Here is a 21,027-nt window from a genome sequence, read left to right as displayed (position 1 = left end):
CTTCCCCTGCCTAACAAGCTAGGAAGCCTTCATGCACTGCACAATGCGCGCTGGCAGAGGGGGTGCATTGCTCTGTGTGCAAAGCCTTAATTTACACAAGGTCTGTGCGCAATTTATAGGCAGGCGTATGTCTAGTCGTAGTTAAGGGTGACAATTCGGCCGTCATCTGACGTAACGACAGCTATCCCTGGTCCATTGCCCGGACGCTCCTCAAACCGAACCGTGCCGCGCGTGCCGTCTGAGCAGAAGAAGTAGCCGGTCGCCGTGAGTTTGGTGGCGGTGCGCGACTGCGGCGTCCCGGAATAGACGCAGGCCGTCCCGATCTTCATGGATTGATCGGACGTGCCATCCAATCGTCCGCCGCAGGTGGAATTTCCGGTAATCCGGCGTTCAGCGACGAATTCGACGCGCCCCAAGCATTTTGCGGAATAATGGTCCGGTAACTGAGCCAGCATCTCGTTCGTGTTGGGTTCCGTGCTGGCGGCGGCGTCGGAACCGCCAGGCGCGGCCGTGTTTGATGGGGCGCTTTGTGCGCAGGCAGCGAGAGCAAAAGCAGCGGCCAGAAGGATATATAAGGTGGCTCGGGCGAACGGGGGCCGAACAAACGGGGCGTGGGTAGCGCGCAGCATCGATGGGCTCCAGTTGCATAGATTCACACTCATACAGCCAGAGGCTACCTAGGCAAGTTTGCAGAGGCAATGGTCCGTTGCCGGCTTTATCGTCCTGAACTAGAACTTGCTGGAATCGCCTGACAGCTATCCCCCACATACCGAAAATCAGAGACCGAGGATCATCACATGCCGTCATTCATGACGCCGCAACTGACACCCATCATCTTGCTGGCCATTTCGAACGTCTTCATGACATTCGCCTGGTACGGTCATTTAAAATTCACCTCGAAGCCGCTCTGGATCGTGATTATCGCGTCCTGGGGCATTGCCTTCGTCGAATATTGTTTCGCCATCCCCGCGAACCGCATCGGCCATTCCGTCTATTCCGCCGCCGAACTGAAAACGATGCAGGAGATCATCACTCTCCTTGTGTTCTGCGTCTTTTCGGTCGCCTATCTTGGCGAAGCGATCCGCTGGAACCATCTGGTCGGCTTCGCCCTCATTGCCGCGGCCGGCTTCTTCGTCTTTCACAAATGGTGAGCGATTGCCGGAAGTGAGGCCATGCGGCATCATGCAGCGACCGTCCACTGCCTGAACTGGAACGACTTTGTCCTCCTTATCACCGGCCGACCTTGAACTGATGTCGGCAGCGACGGATTTCATCCGCAGCCGCTATCAGGAAAACCGGCATCATATCGGCGCGGCCGTCCGGGGGGCGTCCGGACGGATTTATCTTGGCCTCCACCTCGATACCTATGTCGGCCGTTGCTCGGTTTGCGCCGAAGCGGTGGCCCTGGGCAGCGCCCTTTCAGCCGGCGAAACCGGGATTGAGGCCATCGTCTCTGTCCGCCACCCGCGGCCAAAGGAGTTGCATGCCGAGCCCAAGGTCGTCTCGCCTTGCGGTATCTGCCGGGAAATGCTGACCGATTTCGCGCCCGGAAGCGCCGTGATCATGGCTCGGCAGGGCGATCTCAAGCGCGTCCCGGTGGCCGATCTGCTGCCGGAAAAGTACCGCCGAGAGCTCTGACGCGGGACAAAATCGGGCCATTTGGTCGCGGCGGAAGGGGTCTTTCCTTTTACCACGGCGGGACTATGCTCCGGCGCCCGAAACGAGAGCCACCATGAGCGACATTCTGACCAGCGCGCCCCCTATGCAGATTGCCGGCCAAAGCCGATCGGCGCGCCGCAGCGTCGGCCTTTGGCTGCTGATTTGCTGCCTTATGATTGCCGTCATGGTGCTGCTGGGCGGGATTACACGCCTCACGGATTCCGGCCTCTCCATCATGGAATGGAAGCCGATCATGGGCGCCTGGCCGCCTTTGACGGATGCGGCCTGGGAAGAGGTCTTCGCCCTTTACCGCCAGATTGCCGAATATAAGCATGTCAACCCGGGCATGACCCTTGAAGCCTTCAAGGGCATCTTCTGGTGGGAATATCTGCACAGGCTGTGGGGGCGGTTGCTGGCCGTCGCGTTCCTGCTGCCGCTGGCCTGGTTCCTGATCCGCGGCCGCATCACCCGCCTCGAGGTGCCGCGCCTCATCGCCCTGTTCGCCTTGGGTGGGCTGCAGGGCTTTGCCGGCTGGTACATGGTGGCTAGCGGCTTCCAGGACCGGGTCGATGTCAGCCAGTACCGCCTGGTCATCCATCTGATGCTGGCATTAGCGATCTTTTCGCTGATGCTTTGGTACGCGCTCGATTATCTCGACGACGCGCCGCTCGCCGGCGACCGGAGCACCGCCGTCGACCTCGTGCGCCACGCCAAGTGGATGAACATCCTCATCACATTCCAGATTGCCCTGGGCGGCCTAGTCGCAGGTACCGATGCAGGTTTTGTCTATAACGACTTTCCGCGCATGAACGGCCACTGGCTGTCGCCGGACCTGTTCCTCATGTCGCCCTGGTGGATCAACTTCACCGAGAATCTGGCAATGGTGCAGTTCCAGCATCGCCTAGTCTCGGGCTTTGTCGCCATCGCCGTCATCAGCTTCCTGGTGCGGCTGCGCAGGCGCGACGTCGATGCGGTCATCAAACGCCGTGGCCTCACCCTGCCCTTTGCTTTGGCTGCGCAGGCGTTCCTCGGCATGGCGACCTTGATCCTGGTGGTGCCGATCCCGCTTGCCATCCTCCATCAATTAGGCGCGTTCGTGCTGCTGGGCTGCGGCCTCGTCGCACAGCATGCCCTTTCGCGCCGCGCCAGGGTTCCGTTGTGAGTATCCTGGCGTGAATGACACTGGTCAACAGCAGGCGGCGCCCGAGCGGCTGCCGGTTTCCGTCATCACCGGCTTCCTCGGCAGTGGCAAGACAACATTGCTGAAATACCTGCTGGCGCATCCGGACATGGGTGAAACTGCCGTCATCATCAACGAATTCGGCGATGTCGGGCTTGATCATCTGCTGGTCGAGAAGGCCGATGACGATACGGTCCTCCTCGAATCCGGCTGCCTGTGCTGCACGGTGCGCGGCGATCTCATCGATGCGCTGCGCCGCCTGTTCAAGCGCCGGCATAAGGGCGAGATCCCAGCCTTCAAGCGCGTCGTCATCGAGACCACGGGCCTTGCTGATCCGGCGCCGATCCTCCACACGCTGATGCAGGACCCGGTGCTGACCTCGGTCTATCGCCTGGACGGCGTCATCGCCACGGTGGATGTGGTCAATGGCGAGATGCAAATGGACCGGCAGATGGAGTCCGTGAAGCAGGCCGCGGTCGCCGACCGGCTGCTGCTGACCAAATGCGATCTCAGCGACGATAGCAAGATTGCGGCCCTGCAAGGGCGCCTGCACCGGCTCAATCCGGCGGCGCCCATCCTGCGCGTGGCCAGCGGCGTTGTCGAACCCAGCGCTCTCTTCAACGCCGGTCTCTATAATCCGGAGAGCAAGAGCCTCGACGTGCAGCGCTGGCTGCGGGAAGAAGCTTACACCGTGCCGCACGACGATCATGCGCATCATCATGATGAGCATGACCATCACGGTCATGATCATGGGCATGGGCATGGGCATGATCATGGGCACAGGCACGGGCATGGCCTCGACGTGAACCGGCACGATGCCCATATTCGTGCCTTCTGTGTCATCCGTGATGAGCCCCTGAACTGGGGGCGCTTCTGCGCCTGGATCGATATGCTGACCACGACCCAGGGCGCCGATCTGCTGCGCATCAAGGGCCTGCTCAATGTCGCTGGCGAGGCGCAGCCAGTCGCCATCCATGGTGTCCAGCACCTGTTCCATCCGCCGGTGCTGCTGCCCGGCTGGCCCAGCGACGACCGGCGCTCGAAGCTGGTTTTCATCACCCGGGATCTTGATCAGGCAGCGATCACCGAATCCCTGAATGTCTTCCTGGACGATTCCACGGCGGCCTGATGCCCCAAAGCGGGTGCAGCAAAGATCGGAATTGTCCAACTGCGCCATGAACTAACCGGCAATCGCCGTTTTTCGGTTTTGCTATCCCAGGAACATTGCTAGTTTTCGCCTTGATCGAGGGGAAACGTGGCGGCCTGGGCAATGTTCTGCCTGGGCATAGCGCCCGCCTCCCCTCCGTCGTCAACAAGAGGGAGGGGTAAAAAATGACCTTTAAATGGACGCTGGCCGGAACGAGTGTGGCCGCAGCCTTGCTGCTGGGCGCCGTCACTGCCCAGGCCGAGCCGCTGCAAAGCATCGGTGCGGGCGAAGGCGAAGTCGCCATCGTTGCCTGGCCGGGCTATATCGAGCGCGGTGAATCCGACAAGAATTACGATTGGGTGACCGGCTTCGAGCAGGAGACCGGCTGCAAAGTCACCGTGAAGACCGCCGGCAGTTCCGACGAAATGGTCTCGCTGATGAATGGCGGTGGCTTCGATCTCGTCACCGCATCGGGCGATGCATCGCTGCGCCTGGTGAAGGGCGGCACGGTGCAGGAGATCAACACCGGCCTCATCACCGATTACAGCAAGGTCGATCCGCGCCTGCAGAACGCCCCGTGGCACACGGTCGACGGCAAGCATTACGGCGTGCCATGGCAGTGGGGGCCGAACGTGCTGCTCTATAACGCCAAGGTGTTCGAAAACGCACCGCAGAGCTGGTCGGTGGTGTTTGAAGAACAGACGCTGCCCGACGGCAAATCCAACAAGGGCCGTATCCAGGCCTATTACGGCACCATCTATCTCGCCGATGCGGCGCTCTATCTGATGGTCAACAAGCCTGAGTTGGGCATCAAGGATCCTTATGAGCTCACCCAGGCACAGTTCGACGCCGCCGTCGACCTGCTGCGTGGCCAGCGCAAGCTGGTGAACAAATACTGGTCCGACGCGGCTGCCCAGGTCGACGACTTCACCAACGAGGGTATCGTCGCCTCAACCAGCTGGGCCTACCAGGTCAACACGCTGCGTGGTGCCGGCAAGGTGCCGGTTGGCTCCGTTGTGCCGAAGGAAGGTGCGACCGGTTGGGCCGACACGACCATGATGGCCACCGAGGCACCGCACCCCAACTGTGCCTACAAATGGCTCAACCACTCGCTCTCGAACGTCGCCCAGGCCGGTACCGGTTCCTGGTTCGGCAGCGTGCCGGCGGTGCCGGCCTCCTGCAGCGATGCGATCCTGACTGAAGGTGGTTGCATCGCCAACGGCTCGCAGCTCTTTGCCCGTATCCATTTCTGGAAGACGCCGGTCAAGGATTGCGCCAGCCAGGGCGGCGAATGCGTGCCCTACAAGGATTGGGTTGCCGCCGTTCAATCGGTTCAAAGCGGCCAGTAATCCATCCGTCAGCCGATCGGGGCGGATCAGCGATGATCCGCCCCATTTTTATACTGTGATACGGAAGTCATCATGATGCCTGCCAGCGGAACTGCCGCCGTCTCGTTCCAGAATGTGTCGCGCCATTACGGCGCCGTCAAAGCGGTGGATGCCGTCAGCTTCGATATCCACGATGGCGAATTCTTTGCCATGCTGGGTCCGTCCGGCTCCGGCAAGACCACCTGCCTGCGCCTGATCGCGGGGTTCGAGCAGCCGACCGACGGCCATGTCATCGTGCACGGCGTCGACATGACCGGCGTCCCGCCCTATGACCGCGACGTCAACACCGTGTTCCAGGATTACGCGCTGTTCCCGCACATGAGCGTGCTGGATAACGTCGCCTATGGCCTGATGATCCGTAAAGTGTCCCTGGCCCAGCGCCGCAAACAGGCTGAGGAAATGCTGGACATGGTGGCGCTGGGCAGTTTCGGCGGCCGCAAGCCATCGCAATTGTCAGGCGGCCAGCGCCAGCGCGTGGCCTTGGCCCGCGCGCTCGTCAACCATCCCAAGGTCCTGCTGCTCGACGAACCGCTAGGTGCCCTCGATCTCAAGCTGCGCGAGCAGATGCAGGTCGAGTTGAAAGCCATCCAGCGCCGCGTCGGCATCACCTTCATCTATGTCACCCACGACCAGGGCGAAGCGCTCTCGATGAGTGACCGTGTTGCCGTCTTCAACCAGGGCAAGATCGAACAGTTGGCAAGCCCCACCGAACTTTATGAATCGCCGGCAACCACCTTCGTTGCCGGCTTCGTCGGCGTCTCCAATCTTCTGGAAGGTGCGGCTGCCAAGGCGGTGACGGGGGCAGAGCAGGCCTGCTCCATCCGCCCGGAAAAAATTCATCTTGAGCAAGTCGGGTCGGCGGCACCGGCCAATGCGATGAGCGTCAAGGGGCGTGTGAGCTCGGTTCTCTATCTTGGTGCCAACACCCGCTATGAGGTGGCGCTGGAAAGCGGTGGCGAGATCACCGTCGCGGTGCAGAACCGCGATGCGCATATCGAGCCCGTGGAAGGCGATACAGTGCAATTATGGTGGGAGGCGCGTCACCTGATGCGCTTTGCCCGCTGAGGATGCCATCATGAGCACAATTGCCGACCAGCCGCGGGCGCGCTCGCTCAGCAACACGCTGTCGACCATTCTTTATCGTCGGCCGCGCCTGGTCCTGACCCTGCTGCTGGTGCCGCCCCTGCTGTGGCTTGGCATCATCTATCTGGGGTCGCTGTTCACTTTGCTGGCACAGAGCTTTTTCTCGATCGACGATTTCACGGCCCAGACTGTCTATGAACCGACGCTCGCCACCTATGCGCGCCTGTTCACAACGACCAATCTCAGCATCATCTTCCGCACGGTAGCGATGGCCAGCGTCGTGACCGTTATTTCCGGCATCATCGCCTTCCCGCTCGCTTATTACATCGCCCGCTTTGCCAGCGGCCGCATGAAGGCGATCTTCTATGTTGCCGTCATGCTGCCGCTCTGGTCGAACTATCTGGTGCGCGTCTATGCCTGGAAGCTGATCCTGGCAAAGGAAGGCGCCATTCACTGGGTCATCAATTCTCTGGGATTGGGTCCGGTGCTGGACTGGATCCTGACCCTGCCGGTGGTGGAAGGTTCGTCACTCTCGACCTCCTATATCGGCACGACCTTGACCTTCGTCTATATCTGGCTGCCTTTCATGGTGCTGCCGATCCAGGCGGCACTGGAACGCGTCCCGCGCTCGCTGCTGGAAGCCTCCAGCGATCTCGGCGCGCGACCCAATGAGACGTTCCGCAAGGTGATCTTTCCATTGGCCATTCCCGGCATTGCCGCCGGCTCGATCTTCACCTTCTCGCTCACTTTGGGCGACTACATCATTCCGCAGCTGATCGGCTCATCGCGGCCCTTTATCGGCCAGGCGGTCTATCAATTCCAAGGCACGGCCGGCGACATTCCGATGGCCGCGGCCTTTGCCATGGTGCCGATCGTGATCATGGCGGTCTATCTTGCCATCGCCAAACGTCTGGGAGCCTTCGATGCGCTCTAAAGCAAATCAGGTATCTGACCGGAGCAAAGGCCAGGCCGGCTGGGGTCTCAAGACTGCGGCCTGGTTCGGCGTGCTCTATCTCAACCTGCCGATCCTGTTCATCATTCTCTATGGCTTCACCACCGACGACGCCAGCTACTCCTTTCCACCGCCAGGCCTGACCACCCAATGGTTTGCCGTCACCTGGGCGCGGGCGGATTTCTGGGATGCGCTGTGGCTGTCGGTCCAGGTGGCCTTCGCCTCCATGGCAATCGCAATCGTGCTCGGCACCTTTGCCGCAGCCGCCATGTACCGCTTCAAATTCTTCGGCAAGGAAGCCGTGACCCTGCTGATCCTGCTGCCGATAGCGCTCCCTGGCATCGTCACCGGCATCAGCCTGCGCTCAGCCTTTGCCCTGGGCGACGTGCCGTTCAGCTATTTCACCATCGTGCTGGGCCATGCCACTTTCTGTATCGTGGTCGTCTACAACAATGCCATCGCAAGGTTGCGCCGTTCGTCACCGGCCCTCATCGAAGCCTCGATGGATCTTGGCGCCGACACGTTCCAGACTTTCCGCCATGTGATCCTGCCCAACCTTGCCACCGCGCTGCTGGCAGGCGGCATGCTGGCCTTTGCCCTCTCCTTCGACGAGATCATCGTCACGACCTTCACTGCGGGCCAGCAGGAAACGCTGCCCATCTGGATGTTCGGTGAGCTCAGCCGGCCACGCCAGCGCCCGGTCACCAACGTGGCGGCGATCTTCGTCATGATCATCACCTTCGCCCCGATCCTCGCAGCCTATTACCTCACCAGGGACACCGATGACGTCGCCGGCAGCGGAAAATAGACCGGTCACCGGTGTCGTGCTGTGGTTCAAGGCACAGAAGGGCTATGGCTTCGTGAAGCCGGATGATGGCGGCGCCGACGTGTTCGTGCATGTGGCGGAACTGGCGGCATCCGGTCTGACGGAGCTGCAGGAAGGCCAGCGTATCAGCTTCCGCCGCGACACGCATGGCGATGGCAGGTTCTTTGCCGTGGGGATACAGCTGGTCGGTTGAGAGATACCCCCCTCCCCCGCCCTCCCCCTCAAGGGGGGAGGGAGAAGACAAGCCAGGTCTCTCGACGCACTCGTTGCAGTCCTCTCCCCCCTTGAGGGGGAGAGTTAGAGAGGGGGGTACGCCAGCAACAGGCTCGACCTCTCCATCCCACTCATCCTCACAAAGAAAAACGGCCCGGGAAATTTCCCGGGCCGCTCCTCATCTCAGTATGTTGGGGTTACTTGTCCCACCACATGTTTTCGCAGAAGTAATATTCCGTCGGGTGCGGCAGGTAGCCCATCAGCTGCTTGTCGAAGGGCTGGTAGCTCTGGCGCCAGAGCGGCTGGACGATCGGGCCTTCTTCCTGCATCAGGTGCTCGATTTCCTTGATCACACCCTTACGCGCTTCGATATCGACGAGGCCTTCCGCCTTGGTCAGCAATTCGTCGAATTTCGGATTCTTAAAGTTGCTTTCGTTCCATGGCACGCCGGTCCGGTAGGCAAGGCCCAGCACCATGATACCGAGCGGACGATGGGTCCACACGGTGAAGCCGAACGGCACCTTGGTCCAGACGTCCCAGAACTGGGCCGAGGGCAAAACGGTCAACTTCACGCGGATGCCGGATTCAGCCCATTGCTGGACCATCGCCTGGCAGGCCGTGGGCTCCCAATCGGGATCCTTCTTGGCGTGGAGTTCGATGTCGATACCGTCCGGATAGCCGGCTTCGGCGAGCAGCTTCTTGGCGGCAGGAATATCCTGGGCCATCGGCATGTCGACGAATTCCGGATGTACCGGCGAGACATGGTGATGCTGCGCTGGAGTCCCGAGTTCGCCATAGGCGATCTTGGACACGGCAGCGCAATCGATCGCGAGGCGCATGGCCTTGCGAACGCGGGGATCATCGAACGGCTTCTCGTCGCAATGCATGCGGGCAACCGCCGTCTGCGCTGTGTTGATCTTGTGCAGTTCGATATGCGGCAGCTTCTGGATGCTGGGATAGACCTTGATATCCGCATCATAGAGACCGTCGACCTGTTTCGAGGCCAAGGCCGCGAGCTTGGTCGCCGGATCGTCGCCGAGATCGATGAACTGCACTTCATCGAGATAGGGACCTTCGCCCCAATATCCCTGACGCGCCTTCACAACGGCCTTCTTATTGGTTTCAATTTCGGCCGGTTCGAACGCGCCGGTACCGATGGAACCAACGCCCCATTTGCCATCGTCCTTCGGATGCAGGATCAAGGCCGGGTAGTGGAACAGGTTTTCCGGGATCGCCAAGGTCTCGACCTGGCCGTTGAGCCGGATCGTATAATCGTCGACCTTCTCAATCGCGTTGGCGTCCCAGAGCTCGGTCGTCTTCTTCGGATTGCCGGCTTCGTCTTTTTCGCCCGTCTCGATTTCCTTCAGCATGAAGCCCTGGAGGAGACCCAGCACTGACGAACCGACATTGGGGTCGACCCAGCGCTTGATGTTCCAAATGACGTGCTCGGCATTGAGCCCGTCACCATTGGACCATTTAATGTCCTTGCGCAGACGCAAGGTCCAGCTCTTCAGATCGTCGCTCGGTTCCCAGGCCTCAAGCAGGATCGGCACCGTGATGCCATCGCCCTGGGTACGGGTCAGATAATCATTGCACTGGCGCACGATATTCGAGTCATAGACCCAGGAGAACGTTGCCGGATTGTCGAGTGCCGGGACGCGTGCGCCGATACGAAGTGCGCCACCCTTTTTCGGCGTCTGCGCGCGGGCAGCACCGATCATGTCACCGCCCAGCACCTTGCCGGCGATGGTGTAAGCCGCCGCTGTCGACATGCCGAGCAACGTCGCCGTCCGCAAGAAGTCGCGGCGACCGATATGCCGCTGCTCCAGCGCCTCAACTAGCCGGGGGATCTCCGGATGATAGCCGTCGCCTTTGCCAGATCGAAAAGTCATTATAAACCTCCCTGTGGAAAAACTTCCCTGTGAGGCACACACCTGGGTGGCGCATGCCGGCCGCATCAACCGCCTTTATTTTCGGAACGCCCACCCTGGTTCGTCCCACTTTATCTTGGTGGCGGTATCTCGTTAATCTTAGTTGCAGACAGTCTCGACCGAAAATCATTCCATCGTCAATCGCCCATGCGAAAATCGCATCATGACCTGAGCCTGGATCATCAGGCCCATTGCCGATCGGAAACCGCATTGGTATGGGATTGGCCGACCGTCCCTTAAATGAGCTAGGCTTGCGGCAACCGCCGGGACGCGCTATTGCCCGGATTATCCCCGAAATTCTGCCCCGCGAGGCCACATGTCCACCAAGCTTAACAAAATTGAAGACGCCATTGCCGATATCGCCGCCGGGCGCCCGGTGATCGTGGTTGACGATGAGGATCGCGAGAATGAAGGCGATCTCATCATGGCAGCCTCGAAGGCCACACCCGAATATGTCGCCTTCTTTGTCCGCCACACCAGCGGCATCCTGTGTGCGCCCCTGACCCAAGCCGATGCGCGCCGCCTGCACCTCTCACCCATGGTGGCGGACAATGCGGCACCCCACGCCACCGCCTTCACCGTGTCGATCGATTACAACAAGGATTTGACCACCGGCATTTCGGCCCAGGAACGCTGCGCCTGCGTGCGGGCTCTGGCCAATCCGAATGTCGCGGCCGAGGATTTTGTCCGGCCCGGACATATCTTCCCCCTGATCGCCCGCGAGGGCGGCGTCCTCATTCGTTCGGGCCATACGGAAGCGGCGGTGGACATGGCGCGCCTCGCCGGCCTGCCGCCGGTCGGGCTCATTTCGGAACTGGTCAATGATGACGGCTCCGTGAAGCGGTTGCCCGATATCATGACCTTCGCTGCAGAGCACAAGCTACTGGTGGTGTCGATCGACGATCTCATCGCCTACCGTCAGCAGCGTGAGTCCCTGATCACCCGGACGTCGGAAGGCTATGTTCAGACGGCGATTGGATCGGCCCGGGCCGTGGTCTATTCCACCGCCCTGGATGCAGCACATCATATCGCCGTCATTTACGGCGATATCGGCGATGGCCGAGACATCGTCATCCGCCTGCAACAGGAAGAAGCCGTCAATGACGTGTTCGACCCCGAGCATGGCAGCGTCATGCGCGCCTTGAAGAAGATCAAGGCCGCCGGGCGCGGCGTCATCGTCTATCTGCGCGAAGGTGCGGTGGGCGTCACGCCGACGGCGCCGCATCCGGCCGGCAGCCAGGCATCCCGCCTGGAACAATGGCGCGAAGTGGGCCTCGGCGCCCAGATCCTCAAGGATATCGGCGTGAAGTCGATCCGCGTGCTCGCCACCAAGGAGCGGCAGTATATGGGCCTTTCCGGCTTCGGCGTCGAAATCCTCGGCACGGAGCGGCTCTGATCCCATGGTGACGTCACAGGTTGCGCAAATAGCTTTCGTGACTGGTGGTGCCAAGCGCCTCGGCCGCGCCATCGCACTGAAACTGGCTCAGAACGGCTGGGACGTGGCGATCCACTGCCACAGTTCGACCAAGGACGCCGAAGCTACGGCCAATGACATCCGTGCCCTTGGCCGCCGCGCACTGGTTCTGCAAGCCGATCTTGGTGTTGAGGCCGAGGTCGAGCAGCTTATCCCTGCCATCAACCGCGATCTTGGACCCCTGACCTGCCTGGTCAACAATGCCTCGGTCTTCGAGATGGACAAGGTCGACACCGCGACGCGCGCGAGCTGGGATAAGCATATCGAGACCAATTTGCGGGCACCCCTGGTGTTGTCGCAGGCTTTCGCGCAGCAATTGCCGGCCCAGGCAAACGGCAACATCATCAACATGCTGGACCAGCGGGTGTGGAAACTGACGCCCTATTTCCTCTCTTATACCGTGGCCAAGATGGGCCTCTGGACCCTGACACGGACTCTGGCGCTGGCACTGGCGCCCAGGATCCGGGTGAATGCCATCGGGCCCGGCCCGACCCTGCCCAGCCCGCGGCAATCGGACGAGCATTTCGCGGCGCAGTCGGCCGCCATGCCGCTGGGTCATGGTGCCACACCGGATGAGATTGCCGCAGCCGCCCTCTATATCCTGTCGTCGCCGTCCATGACGGGCCAAATGATTGCATTGGACGGCGGAGAACATCTCGGCTGGCAGGTTCCCAACAAGGGGTTCCAACCTAAAGAATAACCCCACTTATTAACGGGGGCCGAAAGAATAGCCAGGGTGCTGGCGAAGGCCTATAATGGCGGCTACGCATATGGGCCCCAGGGTGCGGCCCTCCCATCTACCCCCATCGCCCCAGAGCGCGGCGATCGGCGTGGTGACCCAAAGTTGATTGAGGAGGTCCAGGGACCATGAATCCATTGGAAAAGGTCACGCCCTTGCCGAATGTCGCCCCCGCCCGGACGATGCGCGTCTTCATTCGCGATCTGGTTTTGCCCTGCAGCATCGGCATTCATCAGCATGAACGCCTGGCGCAGCAGCGCGTACAGATCAACGTCGAGCTGACCTGCACCGAGCATCCCGCCATCAATGACGATGTCGATAATGTGGTCTGCTATGCCACCGCCGTCATGGGAATCAAGGCTGTGGTGGCCGATGGGCACATCAATCTGGTCGAAACCCTGGCCGACCGGGTGGCGGATGTCTGCCTATCCGACCACCGGGTACTCAGTGCCAAGGTGCGCATCGACAAGCTGGATGTGTTCAAGGAGGCATACAGTGTCGGCGTCGAGATCGAGCGTTTCCGGGCCGGCCGTTGAGAGGGTGACGAATCGGAGCCCAGACAGGCATTTTCTGGGCAGGTTTCAGGTAAAAAAAACCTGACCGATTCACCAAAAGTTAAGCCTTTCAGGACTCTACCGACTGATTCCTGAGCCAAGTTGTTCACAACGCCGCTCCCGAGTCCGAAGGCCCCCAGAGAGTCAAGACTGAATCCCGATCATGACCAACTTGTTGCAAGTCGTTCAGTATAAAACACGCTATTACAATGACTTGCAGTTTATGCCTATTTTTTGTGCAGAAACTGAGAAGCCCTGATTCTAGGACCAGTCGGAGAAACCTACCGGCGATATCGACAGACTTATCCACAGAAATGGTGGATATCCCCGAAGTTACCTGATCAGCGCTGTCATGCTAGCTTCGGCCCCCGCGATCCGAGGCCCTGCAGCGACCGAATCAGGGCAGCAATAATCCGTTTTACGACAAGCCGATGGGCATGATTGACGACCCTGAATCTCCGCTTCCCGACGAGGCGGATTTGGACGATACCGAAACACCGGAACAGCTCGGCCAGCGGCCCCGCGGCATGAGCCGGCTTGCCCATGGCGCAGCCATCATCAAGGCCAAGGTCCGCACCCTGCCCGCCTCCCCCGGCTGCTACCGGATGATTTCGGCTGGCGGCGAGGTGCTTTACGTCGGGAAGGCCAAGGACCTCCGGAAACGGGTCACCTCCTATACCCTGCCCAATCGCCAGCCCAACCGCCTGCAGCGCATGATCGCCGAAACGGCGACCATGGAGTTTGTGACGACCCATACCGAGGTCGAGGCACTGCTGCTGGAAGCCAATCTGATCAAGCGCTACCGCCCGCGCTTCAATGTGCTGCTGCGGGACGACAAAAGCTTTCCCTATATCCTGATCACCGCCGACCATGAGGCGCCACAGATCAGCAAGCATCGCGGGGCGCGCAATCGGCCGGGCCAGTATTTCGGTCCCTTTGCCTCGGCAGGTGCCGTCAACCGGACCATCGTTGCACTGCAGCGCGCCTTCCTGCTGCGCCCTTGTTCGGATTCGATCTTTGCCAGCCGGACGCGGCCTTGCCTGCAATATCAGATCAAGCGCTGCTCGGCGCCCTGCGTCGGCCGGATCACACCGGAGGCCTACGGTGAACTGGTCGAGGAGGCCCGCGACTTCCTCACCGGCAAAAGCGACAAGGTCAAGCAACGCCTCGGCGCCGAGATGCAGAAGGCGTCGGATGCGCTGGAGTTCGAGCTGGCCGCCAAGCTGCGCGACCGCTTGCAGGCCTTTGCGCTCATCCAGAGCCGCCAGGACATCTATCTCGATGGTGTCGAGGAAGCTGACATCATCGCCGCCTATCATGAAAGCGGCCACACCTGCATCCAGGTGTTCTTCTTCAGGAACCACGGCAATTACGGCAACCGCGCCTATTTTCCGGCCCATGACAAGACCACCGAACCGCCGGAGATCCTGGCAGCCTTCATGGCGCAGTTTTATGAGAACAAGACACCGCCGCGGCTCATCCTGGTCAATGAGATGCCAGCCGAACTCGAACTGCTGACCGAAGCGTTGACGCTGCGTGCCGGGGCCAAGGTCGAGATCCTGGAGCCCAAGCGCGGCGACAAGCGCAAGCCCGTCGAGCATGCCATGATGAACGCCAAGGAAGCCCTGGCGCGACGCATGGCGGAAAGCGCCTCCCAGGCCAAGCTGATGACCGGCATGGCGGAGATCTTCGACCTGGAGACACCGCCCAAACGCATCGAGGTCTATGACAACAGCCATATCTCCGGCACCAATGCCTATGGCTGCATGATCGTGGCGGGGCCGGACGGCTTCATGAAGAACCAGTATCGCAAGTTCGGCATCAAGCCAGCCAATGAAGAGGCGGGTGAGGCGCCGATCGAGCCTGGCGACGATTACGCCATGATGCGCCAGGTCCTGACCCGGCGCTTCACCCGTGCGCTCAAGGAAGATCCTGACGACACCCATGCCAGCTGGCCGGACCTGGTGCTGATCGACGGCGGCCAGGGGCAGCTCAGCGTCACCATGGAGGTCTTCGCCGAACTCGGCATTGATGATGTCGCGGTTGCGGCGATCGCCAAGGGCCCGGACCGCAATGCGGGGCGCGAACGTTTCTTCATGCCGGGGCGCGAGCCTTTCGGCCTCGATCCTAAACACCCGGTGCTTTATTACCTGCAGCGCCTGCGCGACGAAGCACATCGCTTCGCCATCGGCACTCATCGCGCGAAGCGCTCTGCCGACATTGCCAAATCACCGCTCGACGAGGTCACAGGCATTGGCGCCAAGCGCAAGAAGGCGCTCCTCATGCATTTTGGCTCAGCCCGCGCCGTGGCTCAGGCAGGACTTACGGATCTCGCCTCTGTTCCCGGCATCTCGGAAACGGTCGCCAAGATCATCTACGACCATTTTCATCAGAACTGAGCAGGTGCGGCCCTCATCGCATGATGAGGGAATCCGCGATGCGCGGCCGGAAATCGATGGAATGCGTGTAGACCAGGATCATATTGACCGTGATGCCATCCTCTGAGAGTGGCAGATAGACGGTATCCTCCTCCTCGTGCCAATTGTCGGGCGTCACATAAGGATCCCGGAAACAGAAGGGGCGCCGCTCCCTGACAACATATTCATAGGTGGCAAGACCTGCCTCCTCGCTCTCCGCGTAAAAGGCTTCGCTGACGCAAAGGCCGGTCGGATCGGAGCCGCGGCCGGCAACTTCATGGGTGCCCACCAGCCGATAGACGAAACGGCGCGCATCAGGCACGACATCGACCAAGGTGATGCAAGGCAGGTAGGATTTGAGTTCGAAGGGATCGATGTCCGCGCGCCGCGGCATCCGCTGGTCACCGCATTTTTTGCGCCAATAGGCGACAATGGCGCCAACACTCTCATGACTGGCAGCGATTCTGTCGTCGACTTCGGCCTCGGTCACATCCTCGTACATCGACCCGAAACCTCCGAATGCAGATATGACGACCGGCCAAACGAACAGAAATATTGTTCCACAAACACGCCTGGATGTGCAGTCATTCTTGGCAATCATATCTGTGGCATCCGGTTCCCCGGACCTGCCGAGGCCCGCGCCGGCAGTGAAAATAGATTGTCCCGATGCAAAGGCCCCATCCCGCCGGATCTGGGCAGTTGAAGTGTGGATCGCGCCAACCGCTTGGAATGGTGTGATTTTGCAGGCCCTGCTGGGCACTTTGGCTTTGATCCGGTGTTGAGCCCGGGTGCCACCGGCTGAAAGGATCACTTTTGGGCGATGTGCCAGGGTTGCCTTGCGTCTCAATGCTTGCGCCCCTGTGACACCGGAACACCTTCCTGCTATGGTCCCCTGCAGTCACAATTTCCAGGTCACCGCCCCGAATTTGCAACCACGCTGAAAGCCGTCATGCCGAATATTGCCAATATCCTGACCCTGTCGCGGATCGCCGCCATCCCGCTGATCGCAGCCCTGCTGTTCTTCGAACAACCAGTGTTCCGTTGGGCCGCGTTGGTGCTCTATGCCGTGGCCTGCATCACCGATTTCTTCGACGGCTATATCGCGCGTCGCATGGCGCAGGTGTCGGCGCTTGGCCGCTTCCTTGATCCTATCGCGGACAAGCTGGTTGTCGGAGCCATCCTGATGGCGATGACTGCGACACAGCAGATCAATGGCTGGTCGGTGCTGCCGGCCCTTATCATCATGTGCCGCGAGATCATGGTGTCGGGCCTTCGGGAATATCTGGCCACTCTCAAGATTGGTGTGCCGGTCAGCCTGCTCGCGAAATGGAAAACGACCCTGCAGATGGTGGCGCTGGGCTTCCTCATCGTCGGCGATGCCGGGCCGGATTGGCTGCCGGTCACGATGATCGGTGACGCCTTGTTGTGGATCGCTGCCGTCCTTACCGTCATGACCGGCTATGACTATCTGCGCGTTGGCCTCAAGCATATGGCCGACGGGCAATCGATCTAACCGCGATGCGCATTCTCGGAATCGCTGGCTGGAGCGGTGCCGGCAAGACGACATTGCTGGCCAAGCTGATCCCGGCACTCACCGCGCACGGCATCCGCGTATCGACCCTGAAACACGCCCATCACGGCTTTGACGTCGACACGCCGGGCAAGGATTCATATGTCCACCGCGCTGCTGGTGCCGCCGAGGTGATGGTGGCATCGGCCAAGCGCTGGGCGTTGATGCATGAACTGCGCGATGCGCCAGAATCATCTGTCGCCGACCTCATCAGCCACATGACGCCGGTCGACCTGCTGCTGATCGAAGGGTTCAAGAACGAACCGCATGACAAGGTTGAGATCTTCCGCGCAGCGAACGGGAAGGCGCTGCTCTCTGCCGCGGACCCCACCTATGTCGCGATCCTCAGCGACGGACCGGTACCGGATACGAAACTGCCCGTCATCGACCTCAACGATACCGCCGCCATCGCCAACTTCATCCTGGCGCATTGCCAGCTCATCCCCATGAAGGTCAGCTGATCATGGCATTGGCCGCGGACAAAACCCTGATCGCGGCCATTGGCAACAAGCTCACCTCGCTGGGGCCGTTCCTGGCGCGACCGATGTTCGGCGGCTATGGCCTTTATATCGACGGACTGATCTTCGGCCTGCTTGCCTCTGGCCAGGTCTATCTCAAAGTCGACGAGCGCAACCGCAGCGCCTTCGAGGCAGCGGGCAGCACGCCCTTCAGCTTCGAGACCAGCCGCGGCGAAACCACGATCACCAGCTATTGGCGCTGCCCCGACGATGTCCTTGCTGATGCGCGCAAACTGCGTGCCTGGGTCAACGGCGCCTTGATTGCCAGCCGCAACGCCCGCCAAAAGAAACCGGCGCGCAAGACCACGCGCAAATCATCCCGGCAGCGCAATCCGTTCCTATGACGACGCCTGCCACGTATCGCCCCACTCTTTATTTGGGTGTGGCGCTGTGTGCCGCCTTGCTGGCCAACATGGCGGGCTTCAGCGTGTTTGCCGCCCTGCTGCCCACCATGCAGGCCGCCTGGCATCTTTCCAATACCGAAGCCGGCATCATCGAAGGTGCCTTTCTCATCGGCTATCTGGGTTCCGTTCCCTTCCTGGTCGCCATGACCGACCGGCGCGATGCGCGGGCGATCTATCTGTTCAGCACATTGCTGGCCGTGATCGGCAATCTTGGCACGGCCTTCCTGGGTGACGGCATCTGGACTGGAATCTTGACGCGCCTCTTCGCCGGCATGGGCCTCGCCGGCACCTTCATGCCGGGTCTCAAACTGCTCACCGAGCGCTTGAGCGGGATTGGCGGCAACCGTGCCATCGCATTCTACATGGCCACCTTCAGCCTCGGCGCCAGCCTTTCGACGATTCTAGCCGGTCTCGTCGGCCATCGTTTCGGCTGGCAGGCACCTTTCATGGTGGCCGGTGCCTTGGGCCTGCTGGCCATTCCCCTCATCCTCACCAGCACGCGGCCGACCCGGAAATCCACCGAGGCGCATCCATCGCTGTGGCGGCGCCTCGCCATGGCGCTGCGCAACGACGCGGCGCGCGGCTACTCCCTCGCCTACGGCCTTCACATGTGGGAACTCTATGGCTTCCGCTCCTGGCTCATCGCCTTCCTGGTGATGGCCACCACCGGCAGCGTGGCGGCATCCGCCGACAGCAGCCTGACCAGTTGGGGTGGCCTGGTGCTGTTCCTGGGCCTGCCCGCCAGCGTAATCGGCAATGAGATTGCGCTGCGTATCGGCCGCCGCCGTTGGCTCGCCTTCATCATGCCAGCCTCAGCGGTATTGAGCCTGGTCATCGGCTGGAGCGCCACCTGGCCGCTGGCGGCCGCGCTGGCCCTCCTGGCGCTCTATACGGTCACGGTCAGCGCCGACAGCGCCACCCTGACGGCGGGCGCCGTGGAGAGTGCGCCGGCGGAGCTCAAGGGCGCCACCATGGCCCTCCATACCCTGATCGGCTTTGCCGGCGCCTCGTTGGGGCCATTGGTCGTGGGCCTCGTCCTCGACCTGTTCGGCGCCGACACGCGCCTGGGCTGGATCGTGGCCTTTGCCGCCATGGGACTGGTGGCCGGGTTCGGTCCCACTTTGATCCGCCGCCCTTCCTAACGGCAGGGAAAATCGCTAGAACGGGGCCATATTATCGTTTTGACGAGGAGATTGACGATGGCGAAGAAGCCGGCAACGCGTACCGAAACCGATTCCATGGGCCCGATCAACGTGCCGGCGGACAAGCTGTGGGGTGCCCAGACCCAGCGCAGCCTGCAGAATTTCCGCATCGGCGGCCAGCGCATGCCGGCGGGCGTCATCCGCGCCTTCGGTACGCTGAAGCAGGCGGCAGCACTTGCCAACATGAAGCTCGGCAAGCTCGACAAGAAGCTCGGCAAGGCGATCGTGGCCGCCGCGGGTGAAGTGGCCGACGGGACCCTTGACGATCATTTCCCGCTGGTCGTGTGGCAGACCGGTTCCGGCACCCAGACCAACATGAACGTCAACGAAGTTCTGGCCAACCGCGCCAATGAAATGCTGGGCGGCAAGCGCGGCGACAAGAAGCCGATCCATCCCAACGACCAGGTCAATTATGGCCAATCGTCGAATGACAGTTTCCCCACTGCCATGCATATCGCGGCCGTCCACCAGATCGCCAACGAAGTGGTGCCGGCGCTCGATCATCTAGCCGATGCGTTGGAGCAGAAAACCAAGGAATTCGCCAAGATCATCAAGATCGGCCGCACGCATCTGCAGGATGCGACGCCGGTGACGCTGGGCCAGGAATTCTCGGCCTATGCCGCGCAGATCCGCTTTGGCATCGACCGCATCATGGCGACGGCACCGCGCCTCCTCTCCGTGCCGCAGGGTGGTACCGCGGTCGGTACCGGCCTCAATGCCGCCAAGGGCTTCGACAAGGCCTTCGCCAGCGAACTCGCCAAGCTGACGGGGCAGAAATACAAATCGGCTGCCAACAAGTTTGAAGGCATGGCGGCCCATGACGTGTTTGTCGAAATCTCGGGCGTCTACAACGTGATCGCCGTCTCGCTGATGAAGATCGCCAACGACATCCGCCTGCTGGGCTCCGGCCCGCGCTCGGGTCTTGCCGAAATCAACCTGCCGGAAAACGAGCCCGGTTCGTCGATCATGCCGGGCAAGGTCAACCCGACCCAGGCCGAAGCCATGACGATGGTCTGCGCACAGATCATGGGCAACAATGTCGCTGTCACGGTCTCAGGCTCGAACGGTCATCTTGAGCTCAACGTGTTCAAGCCGGTGATCATCCACAATGTGCTGCAATCGGGCCAGCTGATCGCCGATGCCGCCCTGAGCTTCACCGACAATTGCGTCGTCGGCATCACGCCCAACCTGCCGCGCATACAGCAGTCGCTGGAGCAGTCGCTGATGCTGGTGACGGCGCTCAACACCCATATCGGCTACGACAATGCCGCCAAGGTCGCCAAGAAGGCGCATAAGGAGGGCACCAGCCTCAAGGAAGCGGCCCTCGCGCTGAAGCTCCTCACCGCCGACCAGTTCGACAAATGGGTCCGTCCGCAGGACATGCTCGGCCCGAAGTGAGCTCCGCACGCTCAAAGCGCCCCTCACCCCGACCCTCTCCCCACTTCGTGGGGCGAGGGAGTTCTGACCGAGTTCGTTTGAGGGCCCCTCGCCCCGCTTGCGGGGAGAGGGGTTGGGGTGAGGGGTTGTCTACTTGACCTCACCCACCGCCCTCAAGAAGCGCTCCGTCAACATCGCCGGTCACAGCACGTCGGTGACGCTGGAGCAGGCGTTCTGGCTGGCGCTGAAGGATATCGCCGAAGCGCGGCAAAACTCCGTCGCTGCGATCATCGCAGACATAGATCGGGCGCGCGGGGAGGATCCCGGCGCGCCCAATCTTTCCAGTGCCATTCGCGTCTTCGTGCTGCGCGCCCAGCAGGCGCGCTGACGCCA

At 61.2% G+C, this 21,027-nt stretch carries 22 protein-coding genes; 19 read left to right on the top strand and 3 right to left on the bottom strand.

Annotated features, from left to right (window positions below):
- Positions 1-131: 131 nt before the first annotated feature.
- The gene (locus AC1DWZ_RS01745; RefSeq protein WP_477167137.1) at positions 132-629 is read right to left on the bottom strand and encodes a hypothetical protein; all 498 of its coding nucleotides are present in this window, start codon (positions 627-629) and stop codon (positions 132-134) included.
- A 168-nt stretch (positions 630-797) separates the two neighbouring features.
- Here AC1DWZ_RS01745 and AC1DWZ_RS01740 point away from each other — a divergent pair, with 168 nt between their 5' ends.
- From AC1DWZ_RS01740 to AC1DWZ_RS01700, 9 genes are all read left to right on the top strand, one after another.
- The gene (locus AC1DWZ_RS01740) at positions 798-1,151 is read left to right on the top strand and encodes a DMT family protein (protein WP_477167136.1); all 354 of its coding nucleotides are present in this window, start codon (positions 798-800) and stop codon (positions 1,149-1,151) included.
- A 67-nt stretch (positions 1,152-1,218) separates the two neighbouring features.
- Complete coding sequence (locus AC1DWZ_RS01735) at positions 1,219-1,638, top strand: cytidine deaminase (protein WP_477167135.1); 420 nt, start codon at positions 1,219-1,221, stop codon at positions 1,636-1,638.
- Positions 1,639-1,732: 94 nt separating this feature from the next.
- Positions 1,733-2,821 carry a COX15/CtaA family protein gene (locus AC1DWZ_RS01730; protein ID WP_477167134.1) on the top strand — a complete coding sequence of 363 codons (1,089 nt, stop codon included), beginning with the start codon at positions 1,733-1,735 and terminating at the stop codon, positions 2,819-2,821.
- 10 nt (positions 2,822-2,831) lie between these two features.
- Entirely contained in the window at positions 2,832-3,968 is a 1,137-nt protein-coding gene (locus AC1DWZ_RS01725) for a CobW family GTP-binding protein (RefSeq protein WP_477167133.1), read from the top strand.
- A 203-nt stretch (positions 3,969-4,171) separates the two neighbouring features.
- A complete protein-coding gene (locus AC1DWZ_RS01720) occupies positions 4,172-5,335 on the top strand; it encodes an ABC transporter substrate-binding protein (RefSeq protein WP_477167132.1) in 1,164 nt (387 codons plus the stop codon).
- A 72-nt stretch (positions 5,336-5,407) separates the two neighbouring features.
- The gene (locus AC1DWZ_RS01715; protein ID WP_477167131.1) at positions 5,408-6,439 is read left to right on the top strand and encodes an ABC transporter ATP-binding protein; all 1,032 of its coding nucleotides are present in this window, start codon (positions 5,408-5,410) and stop codon (positions 6,437-6,439) included.
- A gap of 10 nt (positions 6,440-6,449) precedes the next feature.
- Positions 6,450-7,391, top strand: a complete 942-nt coding sequence (locus AC1DWZ_RS01710; protein ID WP_477167130.1) for an ABC transporter permease — start codon at positions 6,450-6,452, stop codon at positions 7,389-7,391.
- Entirely contained in the window at positions 7,381-8,217 is an 837-nt protein-coding gene (locus AC1DWZ_RS01705; RefSeq protein ID WP_477167129.1) for an ABC transporter permease, read from the top strand. The genes AC1DWZ_RS01710 and AC1DWZ_RS01705 overlap by 11 nt, the downstream gene beginning before the upstream one ends.
- On the top strand, positions 8,192-8,428 hold the full coding sequence (locus AC1DWZ_RS01700; protein WP_477167128.1) for a cold-shock protein: 237 nt from the start codon (positions 8,192-8,194) through the stop codon (positions 8,426-8,428). Before AC1DWZ_RS01705 ends, AC1DWZ_RS01700 begins: the two co-directional genes overlap by 26 nt.
- 217 nt (positions 8,429-8,645) lie before the next feature.
- Here AC1DWZ_RS01700 and AC1DWZ_RS01695 read toward each other — a convergent pair whose 3' ends face one another.
- Positions 8,646-10,340 carry an ABC transporter substrate-binding protein gene (locus tag AC1DWZ_RS01695; RefSeq protein ID WP_477167127.1) on the bottom strand — a complete coding sequence of 565 codons (1,695 nt, stop codon included), beginning with the start codon at positions 10,338-10,340 and terminating at the stop codon, positions 8,646-8,648.
- A 355-nt stretch (positions 10,341-10,695) separates the two neighbouring features.
- Between AC1DWZ_RS01695 and ribB the strand changes: the two genes are divergently transcribed.
- From ribB to uvrC, 4 genes are all read left to right on the top strand, one after another.
- Positions 10,696-11,775, top strand: a complete 1,080-nt coding sequence (ribB, locus tag AC1DWZ_RS01690) for a 3,4-dihydroxy-2-butanone-4-phosphate synthase (RefSeq protein WP_477167126.1) — start codon at positions 10,696-10,698, stop codon at positions 11,773-11,775.
- A gap of 4 nt (positions 11,776-11,779) precedes the next feature.
- Entirely contained in the window at positions 11,780-12,553 is a 774-nt protein-coding gene (locus AC1DWZ_RS01685) for an SDR family oxidoreductase (protein WP_477167125.1), read from the top strand.
- 167 nt (positions 12,554-12,720) lie between these two features.
- Entirely contained in the window at positions 12,721-13,128 is a 408-nt protein-coding gene (gene folB, locus AC1DWZ_RS01680; protein ID WP_477167124.1) for a dihydroneopterin aldolase, read from the top strand.
- Positions 13,129-13,673: 545 nt separating this feature from the next.
- Positions 13,674-15,545 (top strand): excinuclease ABC subunit UvrC, encoded by a 1,872-nt coding sequence (uvrC, locus tag AC1DWZ_RS01675; RefSeq protein ID WP_477167737.1) that lies wholly within the window; start codon positions 13,674-13,676, stop codon positions 15,543-15,545.
- 13 nt (positions 15,546-15,558) lie between these two features.
- On the opposite strand, the gene AC1DWZ_RS01670 is transcribed toward uvrC, so the two are convergent.
- The gene (locus AC1DWZ_RS01670) at positions 15,559-16,065 is read right to left on the bottom strand and encodes a PAS domain-containing protein (RefSeq protein ID WP_477167123.1); all 507 of its coding nucleotides are present in this window, start codon (positions 16,063-16,065) and stop codon (positions 15,559-15,561) included.
- Positions 16,066-16,512: 447 nt separating this feature from the next.
- On the opposite strand from AC1DWZ_RS01670, the gene pgsA reads away from it, so the two are divergent.
- From pgsA to AC1DWZ_RS01640, 6 genes are all read left to right on the top strand, one after another.
- Positions 16,513-17,076: a CDP-diacylglycerol--glycerol-3-phosphate 3-phosphatidyltransferase gene (pgsA, locus tag AC1DWZ_RS01665; RefSeq protein WP_477167122.1), complete on the top strand. Its 564-nt coding sequence runs from the start codon at positions 16,513-16,515 to the stop codon at positions 17,074-17,076.
- Between the two features lie 5 nt (positions 17,077-17,081).
- Entirely contained in the window at positions 17,082-17,594 is a 513-nt protein-coding gene (mobB, locus tag AC1DWZ_RS01660) for a molybdopterin-guanine dinucleotide biosynthesis protein B (RefSeq protein WP_477167121.1), read from the top strand.
- Between the two features lie 2 nt (positions 17,595-17,596).
- Positions 17,597-17,995: a TfoX/Sxy family protein gene (locus AC1DWZ_RS01655; RefSeq protein WP_477167120.1), complete on the top strand. Its 399-nt coding sequence runs from the start codon at positions 17,597-17,599 to the stop codon at positions 17,993-17,995.
- A complete protein-coding gene (locus AC1DWZ_RS01650) occupies positions 17,992-19,197 on the top strand; it encodes an MFS transporter (protein ID WP_477167119.1) in 1,206 nt (401 codons plus the stop codon). Before AC1DWZ_RS01655 ends, AC1DWZ_RS01650 begins: the two co-directional genes overlap by 4 nt.
- A gap of 57 nt (positions 19,198-19,254) precedes the next feature.
- Entirely contained in the window at positions 19,255-20,655 is a 1,401-nt protein-coding gene (gene fumC, locus AC1DWZ_RS01645) for a class II fumarate hydratase (RefSeq protein ID WP_477167118.1), read from the top strand.
- A gap of 133 nt (positions 20,656-20,788) precedes the next feature.
- Positions 20,789-21,022, top strand: coding sequence for a ribbon-helix-helix domain-containing protein (locus tag AC1DWZ_RS01640; RefSeq protein WP_477167117.1), 234 nt, complete (start codon positions 20,789-20,791; stop codon positions 21,020-21,022).
- Positions 21,023-21,027 lie beyond the last annotated feature (5 nt).

It is taken from the genome of Dongia sp. P2_B8, assembly GCF_056404715.1.
The sequence above is the reverse complement of the archived record's forward strand: the minus strand, read 5'-3'. Positions and strand labels throughout refer to the sequence as shown.

Coding starts and splice junctions, on each gene's coding strand:
- AC1DWZ_RS01700 (WP_477167128.1), top strand. CDS start 8,192: ATGACGTCGCCGGCAGCGGAAAATAGACCGGTCACCGGTGTCGTGCTG.
- AC1DWZ_RS01715 (WP_477167131.1), top strand. CDS start 5,408: ATGATGCCTGCCAGCGGAACTGCCGCCGTCTCGTTCCAGAATGTGTCG.
- AC1DWZ_RS01685 (WP_477167125.1), top strand. CDS start 11,780: ATGGTGACGTCACAGGTTGCGCAAATAGCTTTCGTGACTGGTGGTGCC.
- fumC (WP_477167118.1), top strand. CDS start 19,255: ATGGCGAAGAAGCCGGCAACGCGTACCGAAACCGATTCCATGGGCCCG.
- AC1DWZ_RS01650 (WP_477167119.1), top strand. CDS start 17,992: ATGACGACGCCTGCCACGTATCGCCCCACTCTTTATTTGGGTGTGGCG.
- mobB (WP_477167121.1), top strand. CDS start 17,082: ATGCGCATTCTCGGAATCGCTGGCTGGAGCGGTGCCGGCAAGACGACA.
- uvrC (WP_477167737.1), top strand. CDS start 13,674: ATGAGCCGGCTTGCCCATGGCGCAGCCATCATCAAGGCCAAGGTCCGC.
- AC1DWZ_RS01740 (WP_477167136.1), top strand. CDS start 798: ATGCCGTCATTCATGACGCCGCAACTGACACCCATCATCTTGCTGGCC.
- AC1DWZ_RS01720 (WP_477167132.1), top strand. CDS start 4,172: ATGACCTTTAAATGGACGCTGGCCGGAACGAGTGTGGCCGCAGCCTTG.
- AC1DWZ_RS01705 (WP_477167129.1), top strand. CDS start 7,381: ATGCGCTCTAAAGCAAATCAGGTATCTGACCGGAGCAAAGGCCAGGCC.
- AC1DWZ_RS01745 (WP_477167137.1), bottom strand. CDS start 629: ATGCTGCGCGCTACCCACGCCCCGTTTGTTCGGCCCCCGTTCGCCCGA.
- AC1DWZ_RS01695 (WP_477167127.1), bottom strand. CDS start 10,340: ATGACTTTTCGATCTGGCAAAGGCGACGGCTATCATCCGGAGATCCCC.
- ribB (WP_477167126.1), top strand. CDS start 10,696: ATGTCCACCAAGCTTAACAAAATTGAAGACGCCATTGCCGATATCGCC.
- pgsA (WP_477167122.1), top strand. CDS start 16,513: ATGCCGAATATTGCCAATATCCTGACCCTGTCGCGGATCGCCGCCATC.
- AC1DWZ_RS01710 (WP_477167130.1), top strand. CDS start 6,450: ATGAGCACAATTGCCGACCAGCCGCGGGCGCGCTCGCTCAGCAACACG.
- folB (WP_477167124.1), top strand. CDS start 12,721: ATGAATCCATTGGAAAAGGTCACGCCCTTGCCGAATGTCGCCCCCGCC.
- AC1DWZ_RS01655 (WP_477167120.1), top strand. CDS start 17,597: ATGGCATTGGCCGCGGACAAAACCCTGATCGCGGCCATTGGCAACAAG.
- AC1DWZ_RS01730 (WP_477167134.1), top strand. CDS start 1,733: ATGAGCGACATTCTGACCAGCGCGCCCCCTATGCAGATTGCCGGCCAA.
- AC1DWZ_RS01670 (WP_477167123.1), bottom strand. CDS start 16,065: ATGTACGAGGATGTGACCGAGGCCGAAGTCGACGACAGAATCGCTGCC.